The sequence below is a fragment of the Rhizobium leguminosarum bv. trifolii WSM2297 genome, assembly GCF_000271845.1.
On sequence record NZ_JH719395.1, the window covers coordinates 1,509,590 to 1,523,069 of the forward strand.

17 protein-coding genes are annotated in these 13,480 nt (G+C 62.2%); 3 read left to right on the top strand and 14 right to left on the bottom strand.

The genetic code is table 11. The annotated features are described in order from the left end of the window. Nucleotides 1–75: 75 nt before the first annotated feature. Entirely contained in the window at nt 76–597 is a 522-nt protein-coding gene (locus RLEG4DRAFT_RS22690) for a MarR family winged helix-turn-helix transcriptional regulator (RefSeq protein ID WP_003580245.1), read from the top strand. 172 nt (nt 598–769) lie between these two features. Here RLEG4DRAFT_RS22690 and RLEG4DRAFT_RS22695 read toward each other — a convergent pair whose 3' ends face one another. After that, nucleotides 770–1,192 carry an organic hydroperoxide resistance protein gene (locus tag RLEG4DRAFT_RS22695; RefSeq protein WP_003580247.1) on the bottom strand — a complete coding sequence of 141 codons (423 nt, stop codon included), beginning with the start codon at nt 1,190–1,192 and terminating at the stop codon, nt 770–772. A gap of 124 nt (nt 1,193–1,316) precedes the next feature. Here RLEG4DRAFT_RS22695 and RLEG4DRAFT_RS22700 point away from each other — a divergent pair, with 124 nt between their 5' ends. Continuing rightward, complete coding sequence (locus RLEG4DRAFT_RS22700) at nt 1,317–1,805, top strand: MarR family winged helix-turn-helix transcriptional regulator (RefSeq protein WP_037094725.1); 489 nt, start codon at nt 1,317–1,319, stop codon at nt 1,803–1,805. Between the two features lie 42 nt (nt 1,806–1,847). Here the strand turns inward: RLEG4DRAFT_RS22700 and RLEG4DRAFT_RS22705 are convergent, their stop codons facing one another. The 12 genes from RLEG4DRAFT_RS22705 to RLEG4DRAFT_RS22755 form a co-directional block, all read right to left on the bottom strand. Next, complete coding sequence (locus tag RLEG4DRAFT_RS22705) at nt 1,848–2,081, bottom strand: hypothetical protein (protein WP_003580252.1); 234 nt, start codon at nt 2,079–2,081, stop codon at nt 1,848–1,850. 80 nt (nt 2,082–2,161) lie between these two features. Beyond that, nucleotides 2,162–2,398 carry a 30S ribosomal protein S21 gene (gene rpsU, locus RLEG4DRAFT_RS22710; protein WP_003569533.1) on the bottom strand — a complete coding sequence of 79 codons (237 nt, stop codon included), beginning with the start codon at nt 2,396–2,398 and terminating at the stop codon, nt 2,162–2,164. A gap of 58 nt (nt 2,399–2,456) precedes the next feature. Next, nucleotides 2,457–2,741, bottom strand: a complete 285-nt coding sequence (locus tag RLEG4DRAFT_RS22715) for a hypothetical protein (protein WP_003580254.1) — start codon at nt 2,739–2,741, stop codon at nt 2,457–2,459. 192 nt (nt 2,742–2,933) lie between these two features. After that, entirely contained in the window at nt 2,934–3,143 is a 210-nt protein-coding gene (locus tag RLEG4DRAFT_RS22720) for a cold-shock protein (protein WP_003546468.1), read from the bottom strand. A gap of 256 nt (nt 3,144–3,399) precedes the next feature. Next, the gene (locus RLEG4DRAFT_RS22725; RefSeq protein WP_003580260.1) at nt 3,400–4,134 is read right to left on the bottom strand and encodes a L,D-transpeptidase family protein; all 735 of its coding nucleotides are present in this window, start codon (nt 4,132–4,134) and stop codon (nt 3,400–3,402) included. A 172-nt stretch (nt 4,135–4,306) separates the two neighbouring features. Next, nucleotides 4,307–5,113, bottom strand: a complete 807-nt coding sequence (locus RLEG4DRAFT_RS22730; RefSeq protein WP_003580262.1) for a L,D-transpeptidase — start codon at nt 5,111–5,113, stop codon at nt 4,307–4,309. Between the two features lie 130 nt (nt 5,114–5,243). Beyond that, entirely contained in the window at nt 5,244–5,450 is a 207-nt protein-coding gene (locus RLEG4DRAFT_RS39070; protein WP_003580264.1) for a hypothetical protein, read from the bottom strand. A 50-nt stretch (nt 5,451–5,500) separates the two neighbouring features. After that, nucleotides 5,501–5,725, bottom strand: a complete 225-nt coding sequence (locus RLEG4DRAFT_RS22735; RefSeq protein ID WP_037094031.1) for a hypothetical protein — start codon at nt 5,723–5,725, stop codon at nt 5,501–5,503. Nucleotides 5,726–5,774: 49 nt separating this feature from the next. Further along, nucleotides 5,775–6,695 carry an alpha/beta hydrolase family protein gene (locus tag RLEG4DRAFT_RS22740; protein WP_003580268.1) on the bottom strand — a complete coding sequence of 307 codons (921 nt, stop codon included), beginning with the start codon at nt 6,693–6,695 and terminating at the stop codon, nt 5,775–5,777. Nucleotides 6,696–6,814: 119 nt separating this feature from the next. Next, nucleotides 6,815–8,440, bottom strand: coding sequence for a cisplatin damage response ATP-dependent DNA ligase (locus tag RLEG4DRAFT_RS22745; RefSeq protein WP_003580271.1), 1,626 nt, complete (start codon nt 8,438–8,440; stop codon nt 6,815–6,817). Nucleotides 8,441–9,046: 606 nt separating this feature from the next. Then, complete coding sequence (locus RLEG4DRAFT_RS22750) at nt 9,047–10,057, bottom strand: ligase-associated DNA damage response exonuclease (protein WP_003580275.1); 1,011 nt, start codon at nt 10,055–10,057, stop codon at nt 9,047–9,049. A 48-nt stretch (nt 10,058–10,105) separates the two neighbouring features. Then, nucleotides 10,106–10,909, bottom strand: a complete 804-nt coding sequence (locus RLEG4DRAFT_RS22755; RefSeq protein ID WP_003580277.1) for an alpha/beta fold hydrolase — start codon at nt 10,907–10,909, stop codon at nt 10,106–10,108. 116 nt (nt 10,910–11,025) lie between these two features. Between RLEG4DRAFT_RS22755 and RLEG4DRAFT_RS22760 the strand changes: the two genes are divergently transcribed. Then, nucleotides 11,026–11,598: a glycerophosphodiester phosphodiesterase family protein gene (locus RLEG4DRAFT_RS22760; protein WP_003580279.1), complete on the top strand. Its 573-nt coding sequence runs from the start codon at nt 11,026–11,028 to the stop codon at nt 11,596–11,598. A 19-nt stretch (nt 11,599–11,617) separates the two neighbouring features. On the opposite strand, the gene RLEG4DRAFT_RS22765 is transcribed toward RLEG4DRAFT_RS22760, so the two are convergent. Continuing rightward, on the bottom strand, nt 11,618–13,405 hold the full coding sequence (locus RLEG4DRAFT_RS22765; protein WP_003580282.1) for a methyl-accepting chemotaxis protein: 1,788 nt from the start codon (nt 13,403–13,405) through the stop codon (nt 11,618–11,620). Nucleotides 13,406–13,480 lie beyond the last annotated feature (75 nt).

The window sequence follows — 13,480 nt, forward strand, 5'->3', positions numbered from 1 at the left end:
CTCCGGCGCCTGCCGGTGAAGCCGGCTCATCTCCTTCTCCTTGACTAATTGCATTGATATCAATAGAAATGGAGCATGTCAAATTCGATCGAGATTCCCTTTTCCACGACGCTTCTGGTGCGCGACACCTGTCTCTGCCTGCATGTGCAGCGGGCGGCGCGGGCGCTGGCCCGGCTGTTCGACGATGCGCTGCGGCCGGCCGGCCTGACCAACGGGCAGTTTTCGCTGATGATGTCGCTGAACCGGCCGGAGCCGCCACCGATGGGACCGGTCGCCGCCCTGCTCGCCATGGACCAGACGACGCTGACGGCGGCGCTGAAGCCGCTGCAGCGCAAGGGCTGGGTGATGGTGATGGAGAACCCGAGGGATAGGCGCGGCCGGCTGCTCAGCCTTACGGGCGAAGGCAAGGCTGTGCTGGCACAGGCGCTGCCGATCTGGATAGAGACGCACGCGGCCCTCGACGACACGCTGCCTGACGGCGACGCCGTGCGGCTGCGGCAGGATCTGCAGGCGCTGTCAGGGATGACGGGTGAAACGCCGAAATCAGCTGGGGCGTCGCGCCGGCCGCGTCAAAGTGCACGGGCAATGGGCGAATAGGGCGAACTGCCCCTCATCCGCCTGCCGGCACCTTCTCCCCGTAAACGGGGCGAAGGGATATGCCGCAACCTCTCCGTTCCTCGCTGACCTTTCGCAGGGCACGTCCCCTCGCCCCGTTTTTACGGGGAGAGGGTTAGGGTGAGGGGCAGCCAAGTTCGCTGAATCGCGCCGATCAGGCGACCGTGACCGGAACTTCGGTCGAGGTGCGCATGGCGTGGCTGTAGGGGCAGACGATGTGGGCGGCGGCGGCGAGCTTTTCGGCGGTTTCGCGGTCGAGGCCGGGGATGTTGACCGTCAGGGCGACTTCGATGCCGAAGCCGGTGCCATCTTCACGCGGGCCGATGCCGACCTTGGCGGAGACCGTCGTGTCTTCCGGAATCTTGACCTTCTGCTGGCCCGCGACAAATTTCAAAGCACCGAGGAAGCAGGCGGAGTAGCCGGCAGCGAAGAGCTGTTCGGGATTGGTGCCGGTTGCGCCGTCGCCGCCGAGTTCCTTCGGAACGGTCAGCGTCACGTCCAGAACGCCGTTTTCGGAAACGGCACGGCCGGCGCGGCCGCCGGTGGCAGAGGCCTTGGTCGTGTAGAGAATAGGCATAACGATCTCCTTTGTTGGCCCTTCGATCGGGTTGGCATTTTAATATCGCACAATTAAATTGTACGAAAGTGAATTTTGCAAATTGCAATTCGGCATGGAAAAGAAGACAATCGCAGCCGCAGGGATGATGGATATGAAAGCGCAGACGACAAAAACGATGGAGATACCGCAGGAGGAGAAACGGCTGGAAAAGCAGCTGTGTTTCGCGGTCTACGCGACGGCGCATGCTTTCACCCGCGCCTACAAGCCGATCCTCGACCGGGTCGGCCTGACCTATCCGCAATATCTGGTGATGCTGGTGCTGTGGGAACGCGGCGAGTTGCCGGTGAAGACGATCGGCGAGCAGCTCGATCTCGATTCCGGCACGCTGTCGCCGCTTTTGAAACGGCTGGAACAGAGCGGGCTGATCAAGCGCCTGCGCGACGTGCGCGACGAACGCCAGGTGATCGTGTCACTGACGCCGAGAGGTGAAGCGATGAAAGGGGAGATCGATACGATCATGACGGCGATCGGCCAGGCCGCAGGCTGCACGCTCGAGGAAATGGCCGATATGCGCGACATGCTGCATCGGCTGCGGGGCAATCTCGGCCGGGCCGGCGCGGGCGGCGACTGACCGCATCCGCCTGGTTCACCTAAAACGGTGTACGCCCGAGGCTCAGGGCCGCTTGACAGCCGCTTTGGCCGGCGACCGGCGTTTCTTTGCAGGCGCCGCTTCAGGTGCTGCCTCGGCCTCCTGCTGCAGACGCAACGCCTTCAGCTTCTCCGTCTTCTTGTCACGGGCCGACGCCTCGGCCGCGATGATGGCGCGCGCCGTGTGATCGGTCGCTTCCGCCTTGTCGCGAGAGGAAAGCTTTGCGGGATTGAAGAATTCTCCCTTGGTGGCGGTCATGTGCCCCTTTCTCAGGTGATGGTGGCGCGAGCGGCTGCCCACGCCTTTGCGCGTCTCAAAAGACGCGCGGCGCTGCAATATCAGCGGGCGCGGAGAACCTTCTTCGGCGCCGGCAGCAGGCCTTCGCGCTGCAGCTTCTTGCGGGCGAGCTTGCGCTGGCGGCGAATGGCCTCGGCCTTTTCGCGGGCGCGCTTCTCGGACGGCTTTTCAAAGGCGCTGCGTGCCTTCATTTCCCGGAACAAGCCTTCGCGCTGCATCTTCTTCTTGAGCACGCGGAGCGCCTGATCGACGTTGTTATCCCTGACGAGAACCTGCAAAACGATATCCTTCCTGTCGGCGGCAAGGCCGCGCTGTCAATGATAGAAAACGGCGGGACTACTTGCCCGTCCGGATGCTCGAAAACTTCAGCCAAGGCTCGGCGCCGCCGGACTTGGCCACCGCCTCGGGAGACGCCCTGGAGGGCGATTCCCCGGTATCGATGTCGGCCTCGGTGATGCGGCGCTCGAAATTCTCCGCATCGAACTGGACGCGATATTGCACATGCCCGTGGTCATTGGGCAAGATGCTGGAAATCCGGCACCGCTTATCGGCTTTCGCCGTGCGGGTGAGGCCCGATTTCAGCACGATCATGTCGCCGATCTGGTAGTTTGGTCTGCCCATTTCAGCGTCCCTTCAACTCTTCGGCTGCTCAACCGGTCATTCGAAGCGACCGGCGATCAAAGCAAAAAGGCCGGGCTGGTACCCGACCTCTTCCAGTCACTCAGCCACTTCACTGCCAGTAGGTCAGCTCGCTGCCAGTACATCCGTGGTCAGCGCGCTGCCGGCATCTGGACAGCATAGGCGAATGACAAATCATGCGGCCTGAAGATTGTCGGCCGAATTCTTGCCCGACTTCTTGTCGCGGACGAGATCGTAGCGGATCTTCTGACCTTCAACGAGCTCGCGCATGCCGGCGCGTTCGACCGCTGAAATGTGGACAAAAACGTCCGTAGAACCATCATCGGGCTGAATAAAGCCAAAACCCTTGGTGCCATTGAACCACTTGACGACGCCTGAATTCATAACGATCTCCTTTTCAACCGTTTCTGTTCGCTTGCGGAAGAATGTCCGACAAGCCGTATCGATGTTGAGAGGATATCTGACGGAGCGCTTCAGCGCGTGGACAAAGGTCGCAAGCAATTCGATACGCACCATGTAGGATATTTATCGAATTAAGCAATGGTTTTCTGAAAAATAAATCTCTCGCGGGCGCAAAATGGGCCACTCCCGGGGAAAAGCATTGGTCCGAGGCGGCCGGGTGACGGCCGCCTCGGCAACATTACTGCAAGACGACGATCGGCGCCTTTGTCGGAACGCGGTCGTAGAGATCGATGATATCCTGGTTCATCAGCCTGACGCAGCCCGATGAAACGGCCTTGCCGATCGAGCGCCAGTCGGGATTGCCGTGCAGGCGGTAGAGCGTATCCTCGCCATTCGAGAAGATATAGAGCGCGCGGGCGCCGAGCGGATTCTTCAGGCCCGGCTCCATGCCGCCGTTGTCGATCGAATATTTGACCAGTTCCGGCTGGCGGGCGACCATCTCGTTCGGCGGCTTCCAGCGCGGCCATTTCTGACGCCACTGGATGACGCCCGAACCCTGCCAGGCGAAACCCTCGCGACCGATGCCGACGCCGTAACGCATCGCCATGCCGTCACCCTGGACGAGATAGAGAAAGCGCGAGGGCGTATCGACAACGATGGTGCCGGGCGGCTGGCCGGTGGGATCGAGGACGCGCTGGCGATAATAGCGCGGGTCGATCTGTTCGTAGGGAACGGCAGGGATGAGGAAGCCGCCATCTTCGACGGGGCCGTACATGACGGCAAGCTCGGCGCCGCTCGGCACGCTCGACGCTTCCGGGGATTGGAACAGGCGCATGGGCGAACGGTAGATGATCGTGGTATCGCCCGATGTGACCGTATTGGCCGAAGAGGCGCAGCCGGTAAGCGCAGACGCTGCGGTCAATGCCGAATAGGAAAGAAAGCTGCGGCGGGAAAGATGTCTATCGAAGCTCATGACGCGGGACTGATTTCCTCTGGTGCGGGACGGACGAGACCGCGCGTGAGCGGCGATTCGTCCGATGCCGAGAACAACATCAGAAGATCTATCGGCTTGCGCCAAATAAACCATAGCTTCACGCAGACGTGTCCGGCCTTGAACGGACGATATCAGCAGCGCTGTTGCAGCGCTACATCACAACGATCTCCGCCTTGGCAGGAAGACGGTCATAGAGATCGACGACATCCTGGTTCAGCATGCGCACGCAGCCGGACGAGGTGGCCTTGCCGATCGACTGCCAGTCGGGCGTGCCGTGGATTCGATAGAGCGTATCCTGGCCGTCCTGGAAAATATACATGGCGCGGGCGCCGAGCGGATTCTGGAGCCCCGGATTCATGCCGCCGTTTTCCGCCGAAAAGGCGCGAACCTCCGGCTGGCGCGAGACCATCTCGACCGGCGGCGTCCAGCGCGGCCATTTCTGCTTCCATTGAATGACCCCACGGCCCGACCAGGCGTAACCATCGCGGCCGAGGCCGACGCCGTAACGCATTGCCTTGCCGTTCCCCTCGACGAAATAGAGGAAATGGGCCTTGGTATCGACGATGACCGTGCCGGGGCGCTCGGCCGTCTGGTAATCGACTTCCTGGCGCAGGAACTGCGGCTGCACGCGGCTGACCGGGATCGCCGGCAGAGTGAAATCCTCGTCACGCACCGCGCCATACATCGCCATATGCACGGGATTGCTGACCGGCAGGCCGTAGGTCTGATGGAACTGGGTCTTGTAGAGTTCACGCGTCTGCGGCACCGGCTGATCGGGGATCGGCCGCACCCGGCGAGGATCGACACCGGGCGGCTGGTAGAAGACCGGCGAGGTTTCCTGGACGAAGCGGGCGGGCGAATCGGCGGCGACATCGGGAATGAGGATGTTGCAGCCGCTCAGCGACGCGGCTGCAATGACGAGCCCGGCAATCGGGAAGACCCGGCGCAGAAAATTCATGGAACCACCCTTATCAACGATCGGCGAGACAGCGATATCTGCCGCGACGATGGCATCCGCGGCTGGCGCGAGGCTGGTGTCGGGATGGGAAGCCGAGAACTGGTGGATGTTGCCCGAAGCGCGCAGCCACTCAGGGCCATCCCCACTGCCCTGCCAAACTTCCTGCAATGGCGAACGCGGCAAACAAGAGCATCAGCGGAAAAACCCGCTTTGCATACCAGCCGTGCTCGGCAGGCGTCATCTTCGCCAAGTCGCGACGCGCGATGAGCGGAAGCATTAGCCAGACGACAGCTGCTAAAATAACGGCAGCGGCGGCGAAGAGTATGTTGCCAGTCATGACGAGAGACGACCACCTGTGGGGACGGGATAAGCCACGATAACCGGGAATCAGGAGACGAGCGGAACACCGTTGCCATAGGTGGCGGCGAGATCGCGGATTAGTCGCATCTCCCGCTCGGTCAGCCTGCCGGTATCGACGAAACGCCAATTGCGCTCATAGAGCGCGAAAGCCTCGCAGGCAGGCATGGCGCGCGCGGGATCGCGATTCCAGACGAGCGATTTCAGCTCGGGAAAGTCGTTCGGCACGATCATGGTCTCTGCGTCCGTCTTCATGCCGGGAATATAGGCCCAATGGGGCTGTATTTGAAGCGGCGACGAAAAATCAGGCTGCCACCCCGTGGAAGAAGCGGATGCTCTGTTCGATCTCGGCCGGCAGCGCCGAAGTGTGATTGCCGGCGACGGTGTCGGTTTCGATGTGGATGCCGGCGGCGCGGGCGCGGCGGGCGAGCAGATCGGCGCGGTCGTTGAAATGGGCCTCTTCTGTACCGTGGACAACACGGACCGGGCATTTGAAGCTGTGGGCGTAACACAGCGCCGACCGTACCTCGAACTCATGCGCATTGCTGTCGTCGAAGCGGATATCCTGGGGATAACGACTGAAGAAGCGGAAAGCGTTGGGATTGCCTGATATCGGCGCGGCGGCGCGGAACTTGTGGCTGCTCATCGCCGTCAGCATGGTCAGCGTGCCACCGATGCTGTGACCGGCGATGAACAGGCGTTGCGGATCGACACCCGGCAAATGCGCCAGGCGCTCGGTGGCGGCAAGCACGTCGTCGACCTCGTCGTAGAAGCCGGAGAAATTGCCCATCTGGCCGTTTTCACCACGCAGCGACGGCATCATCACGACATAACCGGCATCCATATAAGGCTTCATCAGCTGCCAATGGCCGGTGCCCATGGCGTTGCCGCCGTGCAGAAAGAGCACGGCGGGCTTGGGCGCGCGCTCTCGCTTGTATTTCGACACCCAGGCGGCCAGTTCCAGCTCGCCGTAGCCGGAGCGATAGAAGATCTTGTCGGCGTCGGCAGGTGCCGTCAGCGGCTCGTATTTGTCGGGCGCCGGGCCCTTCTGCAACAGCTTCGTGCGGAAATGGCTGCGAACCTTGGCGTAGTCGTGCTTGGCAAGGCGCGGCTCGTCGGGAACATCGAAAGCCGCCGCCATGCGCGGCAGGACGAGTGCACCGGCAAGACCCGCCAGCACGGCACGGCGTCGGCGGAAAAAGGAATTCTGTTCATGCGAGCTCATAACGCAGCACCCAAATCATTTCCCCGGCACACCAGATTTGCACCGGAAGATCGTTGCCGCCAATACACATCCTGTTGAAATTTTGGGACTGCGTCATTGTTGCGCAGGGAGATCGCAGATTACTCCGGCTTGGCGTCGATCATGGCGATCAGCGTCCGCAGCCGGTCGGCCTCGTAGGTGGGTTTGTCGGGGCGAAGGCGGGCGATGCGGGGAAAGCGCATGGCGACGCCTGATTTGTGCCGGGTCGAGCGGTTGATGCCTTCAAACGCCACTTCGACGACGAAGCCGAAATCCTTGTCGGCGCGCACGGCGCGCACCGGCCCGAAACGCTCGGTGGTATTGTTGCGTACGAACTTGTCGAGCACTTCGAGCTCGGCATCGGTGAAGCCGAAATAGGCCTTTCCCACCGGCACCAATTGTTCGCCGTCCTCGTCGTCAGCCCAGACGCCGAAGGTGAAATCGGAATAGTAGCTGGAGCGCTTGCCGTGGCCGCGCTGGGCATACATCAGCACCGCATCGACATTATAGGGGTTGCGCTTCCACTTGAACCACGGGCCCTTCATGCGGCCGGCCTGATAGATGCTGTCGCGCCGCTTGATCATCACACCTTCGATGACCGGATCAGGCGGGGCGGCGCGCAGATCGTCGAGCTCATGCCAGGACGAGAATGGCACGAGCGGCGACAGGTCGAAACGGTCGTGCGGCGCCCGGTCGATAATCTCGGTCAGCCGGTCGCGTCGATCGACATAGCTGCGGCCGCGAACATCCTCCTCATCGTCGAACAGCAGGTCATAGGTGCGGATGAAGGCGGGGTAGTCGGAAAGCATCTTTGCCGTCACCGTCTTGCGGTTCAGGCGCTGCTGCAGGTCGGAGAAAGTGCGGGTCGGGCTGTTGGAGCGGGCAGTGCCGCCGACCAGCAACTCGCCATCGACGACGCCGGAAAAATTGATGGCGTCGAGGACATCGGGAAAGGCGCCCGAAATATCGTCGCCGGAGCGGGAATAGATCTTGCGCCGGTCACCGGAGCGCGAGAGTTGGACGCGGATGCCGTCCCATTTCCATTCGGCGGCGTAATTGGCCGGATCGAGACCGTTAAGGTCCCCCTCCTCCACCGCATTGGCGAGCATGACCGAATGGAAGATCGCCGGTGTGGCCAGCACCGGCTTTTCGCCACCGCCCGCCAGCCACTCGAACAGCGTCTCATAAGGCGGCTGCAGGCCGTGCCAGAGCGTTTCGATTTCGGTGACGTCCTTATCGCCGAGATCGGCCAGCGCCTGCTTGGCAAGACGGGCGGAAACGCCGATGCGCATGGCGCCGGTCGCCAGCTTGATGAAGGCAAACCGGCCCGATGCATCCAGCCGGTCGAGCAGGTCGCGGACGTAGCTGCGCACCTCGGTGCGGCCGAGCGCATTCATGCCGGTGACGACCTCGCCGAGGCGCGGCTGGGAAAGGGCCGAGCGGTCGATATCCCGCTCATTGTCCCAGACGAGCGAGATGGTTTCGGCGAGATCGCCGACATAGTCGTAGGAATAGCGGAACAACACCTCGTCCATGCGCTCCAGCACCAGTTCGCGCAGCATGGCCGGCTTGACGTTGCGCACCTCCAGCGTGCCGGCGATGGCGGCAAGGCCGTAGCCGCGGTCGGGATCCGGCGTGTCGCGGAAATAATCGGTGAGCAGCTTCAGCTTGCCGTTGCGGCTGGGGGTGAGGACGAGGCGGTCAAGGAGGTCGGCGAAGGCTTTCATGTTAGCCTCCGGGCTTGGGGGGAAGGCCCCTCCCCAACCTTGCGGGAAGAAGACCCCTCCCCAACCCCTCCCCACAGGTGGGAGGGGCTAATCTCCTTCGACCACAGCGTTCTCGGCGATGATTTTCTACGGAGGCGGCGCGGCAGGTTAAGCCCCTCCCCCTTGTGGGGGGTTGGGGTGGGGTTTTGAACCTCTCCATCCTCATTCCTGTGGCCTCGGGGCTTTGCCCGAGGGATGTCACAGGAATCCAGTGCGCCCAAGTCCTTGGGCGCGAGAGGCTCTTTGACGTTGCATGAGTCATTCACCGCGCCGACACGCGGTGGCTGGATTCCTGTGACAAGCACAGGAATGAGGGAGATTGGGGCCGAAGTAGGTGCCTCCTCCGACGTACTGCCGATGGTGGCAAGGCCAATCCCGTATGAAGCAGAAGGCCCCTCCCCAACCCCTCCCCACAGGTGGGAGGGGCTCATGTGCGGCACCGATTTCGCCTCCTTCGACCTCAGCGTTCTCGGCGGTGATTTTGCGGTGGGACGGTTCGGCAAGTTAAGCCCCTCCCCCCTGTGGGGAGGGGTTGGGGCGGGGTTTTGGACTAGCGCATAGCTCATCTCAATCCGCCTCATCCTCATACCCCACCAGATGCAGCGGTTTTGCCTTGATGCCCTGCAGCTGGCACCAGCGCACCAGGGCTTCTTCGCGGCCATGGGTCACCCAGACTTCGGCCGGGTGCAGTTCGCGGATGGTTTCCGTCAGTTCCGGCCAGTCGCAATGATCGGAGATGACCAGCGGCAGTTCGACGCCCAGCTGTTTGGCGCGCTGGCGCACCATCATCCAGCCGGAGGCGAAGGCCGGCAGCGGCTCGTTGAAGCGGCGGGCCCAGCGGTCGGCGAAGGCCGAGGACGGGCCGATGACGACGGCGCCCTTGAAAGCGGATTTGTCGCGGCTTTCGATCGTGGCCGGCAGCAGCTCGCCGAGATCGATGCCCTGACCGACATAATAGTCGCAGAGCCTTTCCATGGCGCCGTGGATATAGATCGGCTCGCCGTAACCGGCATCACGCAGCAGCCTTATGACGCGCTGCGCCTTTCCCAGCGCATAGGCGCCGACGAGATGGGTGCGCTCGGGAAATTGCCTGAGCGAGGCCAGCAGCTTGCCAATCTCATCCATCGGATCGGGATGATGAAAGACCGGCAGGCCGAAGGTCGCCTCGGTGATGAAGACATCGCAGGCAACCGGCACATAGGCGGCACAGGTCGGATCCGGGCGGCGCTTGTAATCACCGGAGACGACGATGCGGGTGCCGTTTTTCTCGATGGCGATCTGGGCCGAGCCGAGCACATGGCCGGCCGGATGAAAGCTCACCTTGACGCCGTTGATCAGCAGTTCCTCGCCGAAGGCGGCAGCCTGCTCGCTGACGCAGAAGCCCTCGCCGTATCGCAGGCACATGATGTCGAGCGTCTGGCGGGTGGCAAGCACGTTCACATGGCCCGGCCGGGCGTGATCGGAATGGCCGTGGGTGACGAGCGCCCGCTCTACCGGCCGCACAGGATCGACATAGAAGCCGCCTTCGGGGCAATAGAGCCCTTCGGGGGCGGGATAGAGCAGCGCATCAGGTCTCATGAACGAAGAGATAGCGGCAAATGCACGCGAGGCCAGAGGCAGCGATCATCAAGGGAGCCTGTCGAGGAAGGACAGCGCCGCGGCATTGAATTCGGCCGGCCGCTGCAGCGGCGCAAAATGGCTGACGCCTCTGAGATAAATCATCTCGGCGTCCGGAATGCTGCGGGCAAGATATTCGGCATGCTCCGGCTTGATGAACTCGTCGTGCTCGCCGAGCACGATGGCGACCGGCACGGGGATGCGGCCGAGGTCGGCGGCCTGATAGTTCGGCTCCGTGCGCATCATCAGACTGACCGCCTCGACGAAGGAATTGAAATCGTCAGGCGTGGCGGACAGTGCCGCATAGTCCTTGGCGTGGCGGCTGAAACAGCGGTCGATGACCGGCGTCGGAACAAATTCCAGCGTGCCGCTCGGATCCATGTTGCAAGCAAAGAAGAAGACGCCCTCGACACGTGACGGCGCCGTCGCGGCGAGGATCAGCGCGATGCAAGCGCCGTCGCTCCAGCCGATGAAGGCTGCCTTTTCCAGATGCAATTCGTCCATGACCGCAAGCACGTCGGCGGCCATCAGCTCATAGCTATAGGGATTGATATCGCGGGTGCTGCGGCCATGGCCGCGGCTGTCAATCAGCACGACGCGGCGGCCGCTGTCGAGCAGCGCCTGGAGCTGATAGCCCCAGTTGCCGCTATGGCCGAGGCCGCCATGCAGCAGGATGACGGCAGGGCCGGTCCCGTAGCTCGCATACCAGATGCGGGCGCCGTCGCGTCCGACATGGCCTTCAACAGAAGCCGGCGGCAAGGCGGCCGCGCCGTGTTCTTCGAAACGGATGAGCTCGTCGTCGTGTGTTTCCATAGCGGCAATTCTCTCCGGGAATAAACTACGGCATAGAAAAGCCCGAAAACAGCCCAAGAACAACCAGAATCGCTTTCTAGCTGTTACGTCCTTCTATGCAATCAGGAGGGGCAAAATTGGGCAGGAGGCTTTTCTATTGCGGCGGGGCAATCGCGCTCGCTGCGGCGGGCATCTATCTCAACAACACCAGCCTGCTCGCCGAGCATCGTCCAGGAAAGCCTGTGCTGCTTGCCCATCGCGGCATCGCCCAGCGGTTCGACGAGACCGATCTGAAGAACGACACCTGCACGGCCGCTCGCATGCTGCCGCCGAAGCATGATTATCTCGAGAATACCATCCGCTCGATGCAGGCAGGCTTTGCAGCGGGCGCCGATATTGTCGAGATCGACGTGCATCCGACGACCGACGGCGCATTCGCCGTCTTTCACGACTGGACGCTGCCGGATGCCTGCAAGCAGGCGATGATGCTGGTGCCGATCAATATCGCGCCATGGCTCTGGGGCTGGCCGGACCGTTTTCTCAACCGGATGCAGGATGCCGGAACCGAGGTCTTCGTGCTCGGCCCCTATCGCGGCAGTGATTTTTCCACCGGCATCGACGATCGCGCGCTATTGGCGCGGCTGCCGGCGAATTATGCGGCGGGCCTATGGACGAACGAGATCGAGACGATCGGCAAATCCCTGAAATGAGGTTTAGCCGCCGCGTGCCTCAGAACTCCTCCCAGTCGCCGCCGGCAACGGCCGCATTGCCATGGAAGGCGGCGCTCACCTTCGCAGCCATGGCCCGCGGTGCCGAGGCGACGGGCCTGGACGCGGCGGTAGCCACGGCGGGGCGCGATTGACGTGAGGCGACGCCGCCGATGTGGAATTGCCCCAGCAGCTGGAATAGTGCGTCAGCCTCCTTGGCGAGACTATGGGCGGCGGCCGTCGATTCCTCGACCATGGCTGCATTCTGCTGCGTACCCTGGTCCATGGTGTTTACGGCGGTGTTGATTTCCTTCAATCCCGTCGCCTGCTCCTTCGAACTTTCGACGATCGCCAGAACATTGCCGTTGACCTGCTGGACCTGGCCGACGATTTCTTCCAGGGCCTTGCCGGTTTCGCCAACCAGGGTCACCCCGCTCTTCACATGCTCGTTCGAGGCGCTGATGAGTTCCTTGATCTCCTTTGCCGCCTTGGCCGATCTCTGGGCAAGCTCGCGGACTTCTTGCGCGACGACCGCAAAACCTTTGCCGGCATCGCCCGCACGTGCCGCCTCGACACCGGCGTTGAGCGCCAACAGATTGGTCTGAAAGGCGATTTCGTCGATCACCCCGATAATATTGCTGATTTCTGCAGACGATGTCTCGATCTTCCCCATCGCATCGACGGCGCTGCGGACCACCGCCCCGGAGCGCTCGGCATTCTCCCGGGTCCTTCGCACCAGCTGGCCAGCCTCCTGGGCGCGGTTGCTGGAATCGGAGACCGTCGTGGTGATCTCTTCAAGCGCGGCTGCGGTCTGCTCGACGGAGGCCGCCTGCTGCTCCGTGCGCTTCGACAAATCGTCCGAAGCGGAACGAACCTGCTGGGCTCCGGCCGCGATGCCGGTTGCGTTTTGGGCCACCACCTGCATCGCCGTGCGCAGCTTGCTGACCGCGGCGTTGAAGTCGGTCCGGAGTTTTTCCAGTGTCGGAATGAAGGGTGTGGCGACTTCCTGGGTCAAATCGCCGCCGGAGAGCGCCGTCAGCGATGCCGCCAGCTGATCGACATTGTTGACGCGGGCGGTGACGTCGGTCGCGAACTTGACGACCTTGAACACCTTGCCGTTCATGTCGAAGATCGGATTGTAGGAGGCTTGGATATAAATCTTTTTGCCGCCCTTGCCGATGCGCAGGAACTCGTCAGCGACGAATTCGCCAGCCGACAGACTCGCCCAGAACCGTCGATAATCGTCACTGTTTGCGTATGCGCTGTCGCAGAACATCGAATGGTGGCGACCCTGGATCTCGGCAATCTGATAGCCGAGCGCAGACAGGAAATTCTCGTTCGCCGTCAGAATCTCGCCTTTCGGTGTGAACTCGATAACGGCCTGGGCGCGCGACAGGGCGCTCAATTTGCCGGCATCTTCGGCGGCTTGCAGCTTCTGCTTGGTGATATCGGTCGCGAACTTCACCACTTTATACGGTTTTCCGCCGCTGAAGACCGGATTATAGGAGGCTTCGATCCAGATTTCCTTGCCGCCCTTGCCGATGCGCTTGTACTGGCGCTGATCGAACTCGCGGCCGAGCCTCGCCCAGAATTCGCGATAATCGGCGGACGAGGCTTCTGCCGGCTCGACAAACATCCGGTGGTGCTGGCCGACAATTTCGGATAGCTGATAACCGAGCGCGGCGCAGAAATTGGCATTGGCCGTGAGAATCTTGCCGGCGAGGTCGAATTCGATGATGGCCTGCGACCTGCTCATCGCGGCCAGTACCGCCTTGGCGTCGGATCCGAATCCCAATGCTATCTTTTTCACGCTTTTCCCCTACCTCTGACCCACGCGATTGCCGCGACCCATGACGGGATTCGCTGGACAAGCACCCCGAAAATA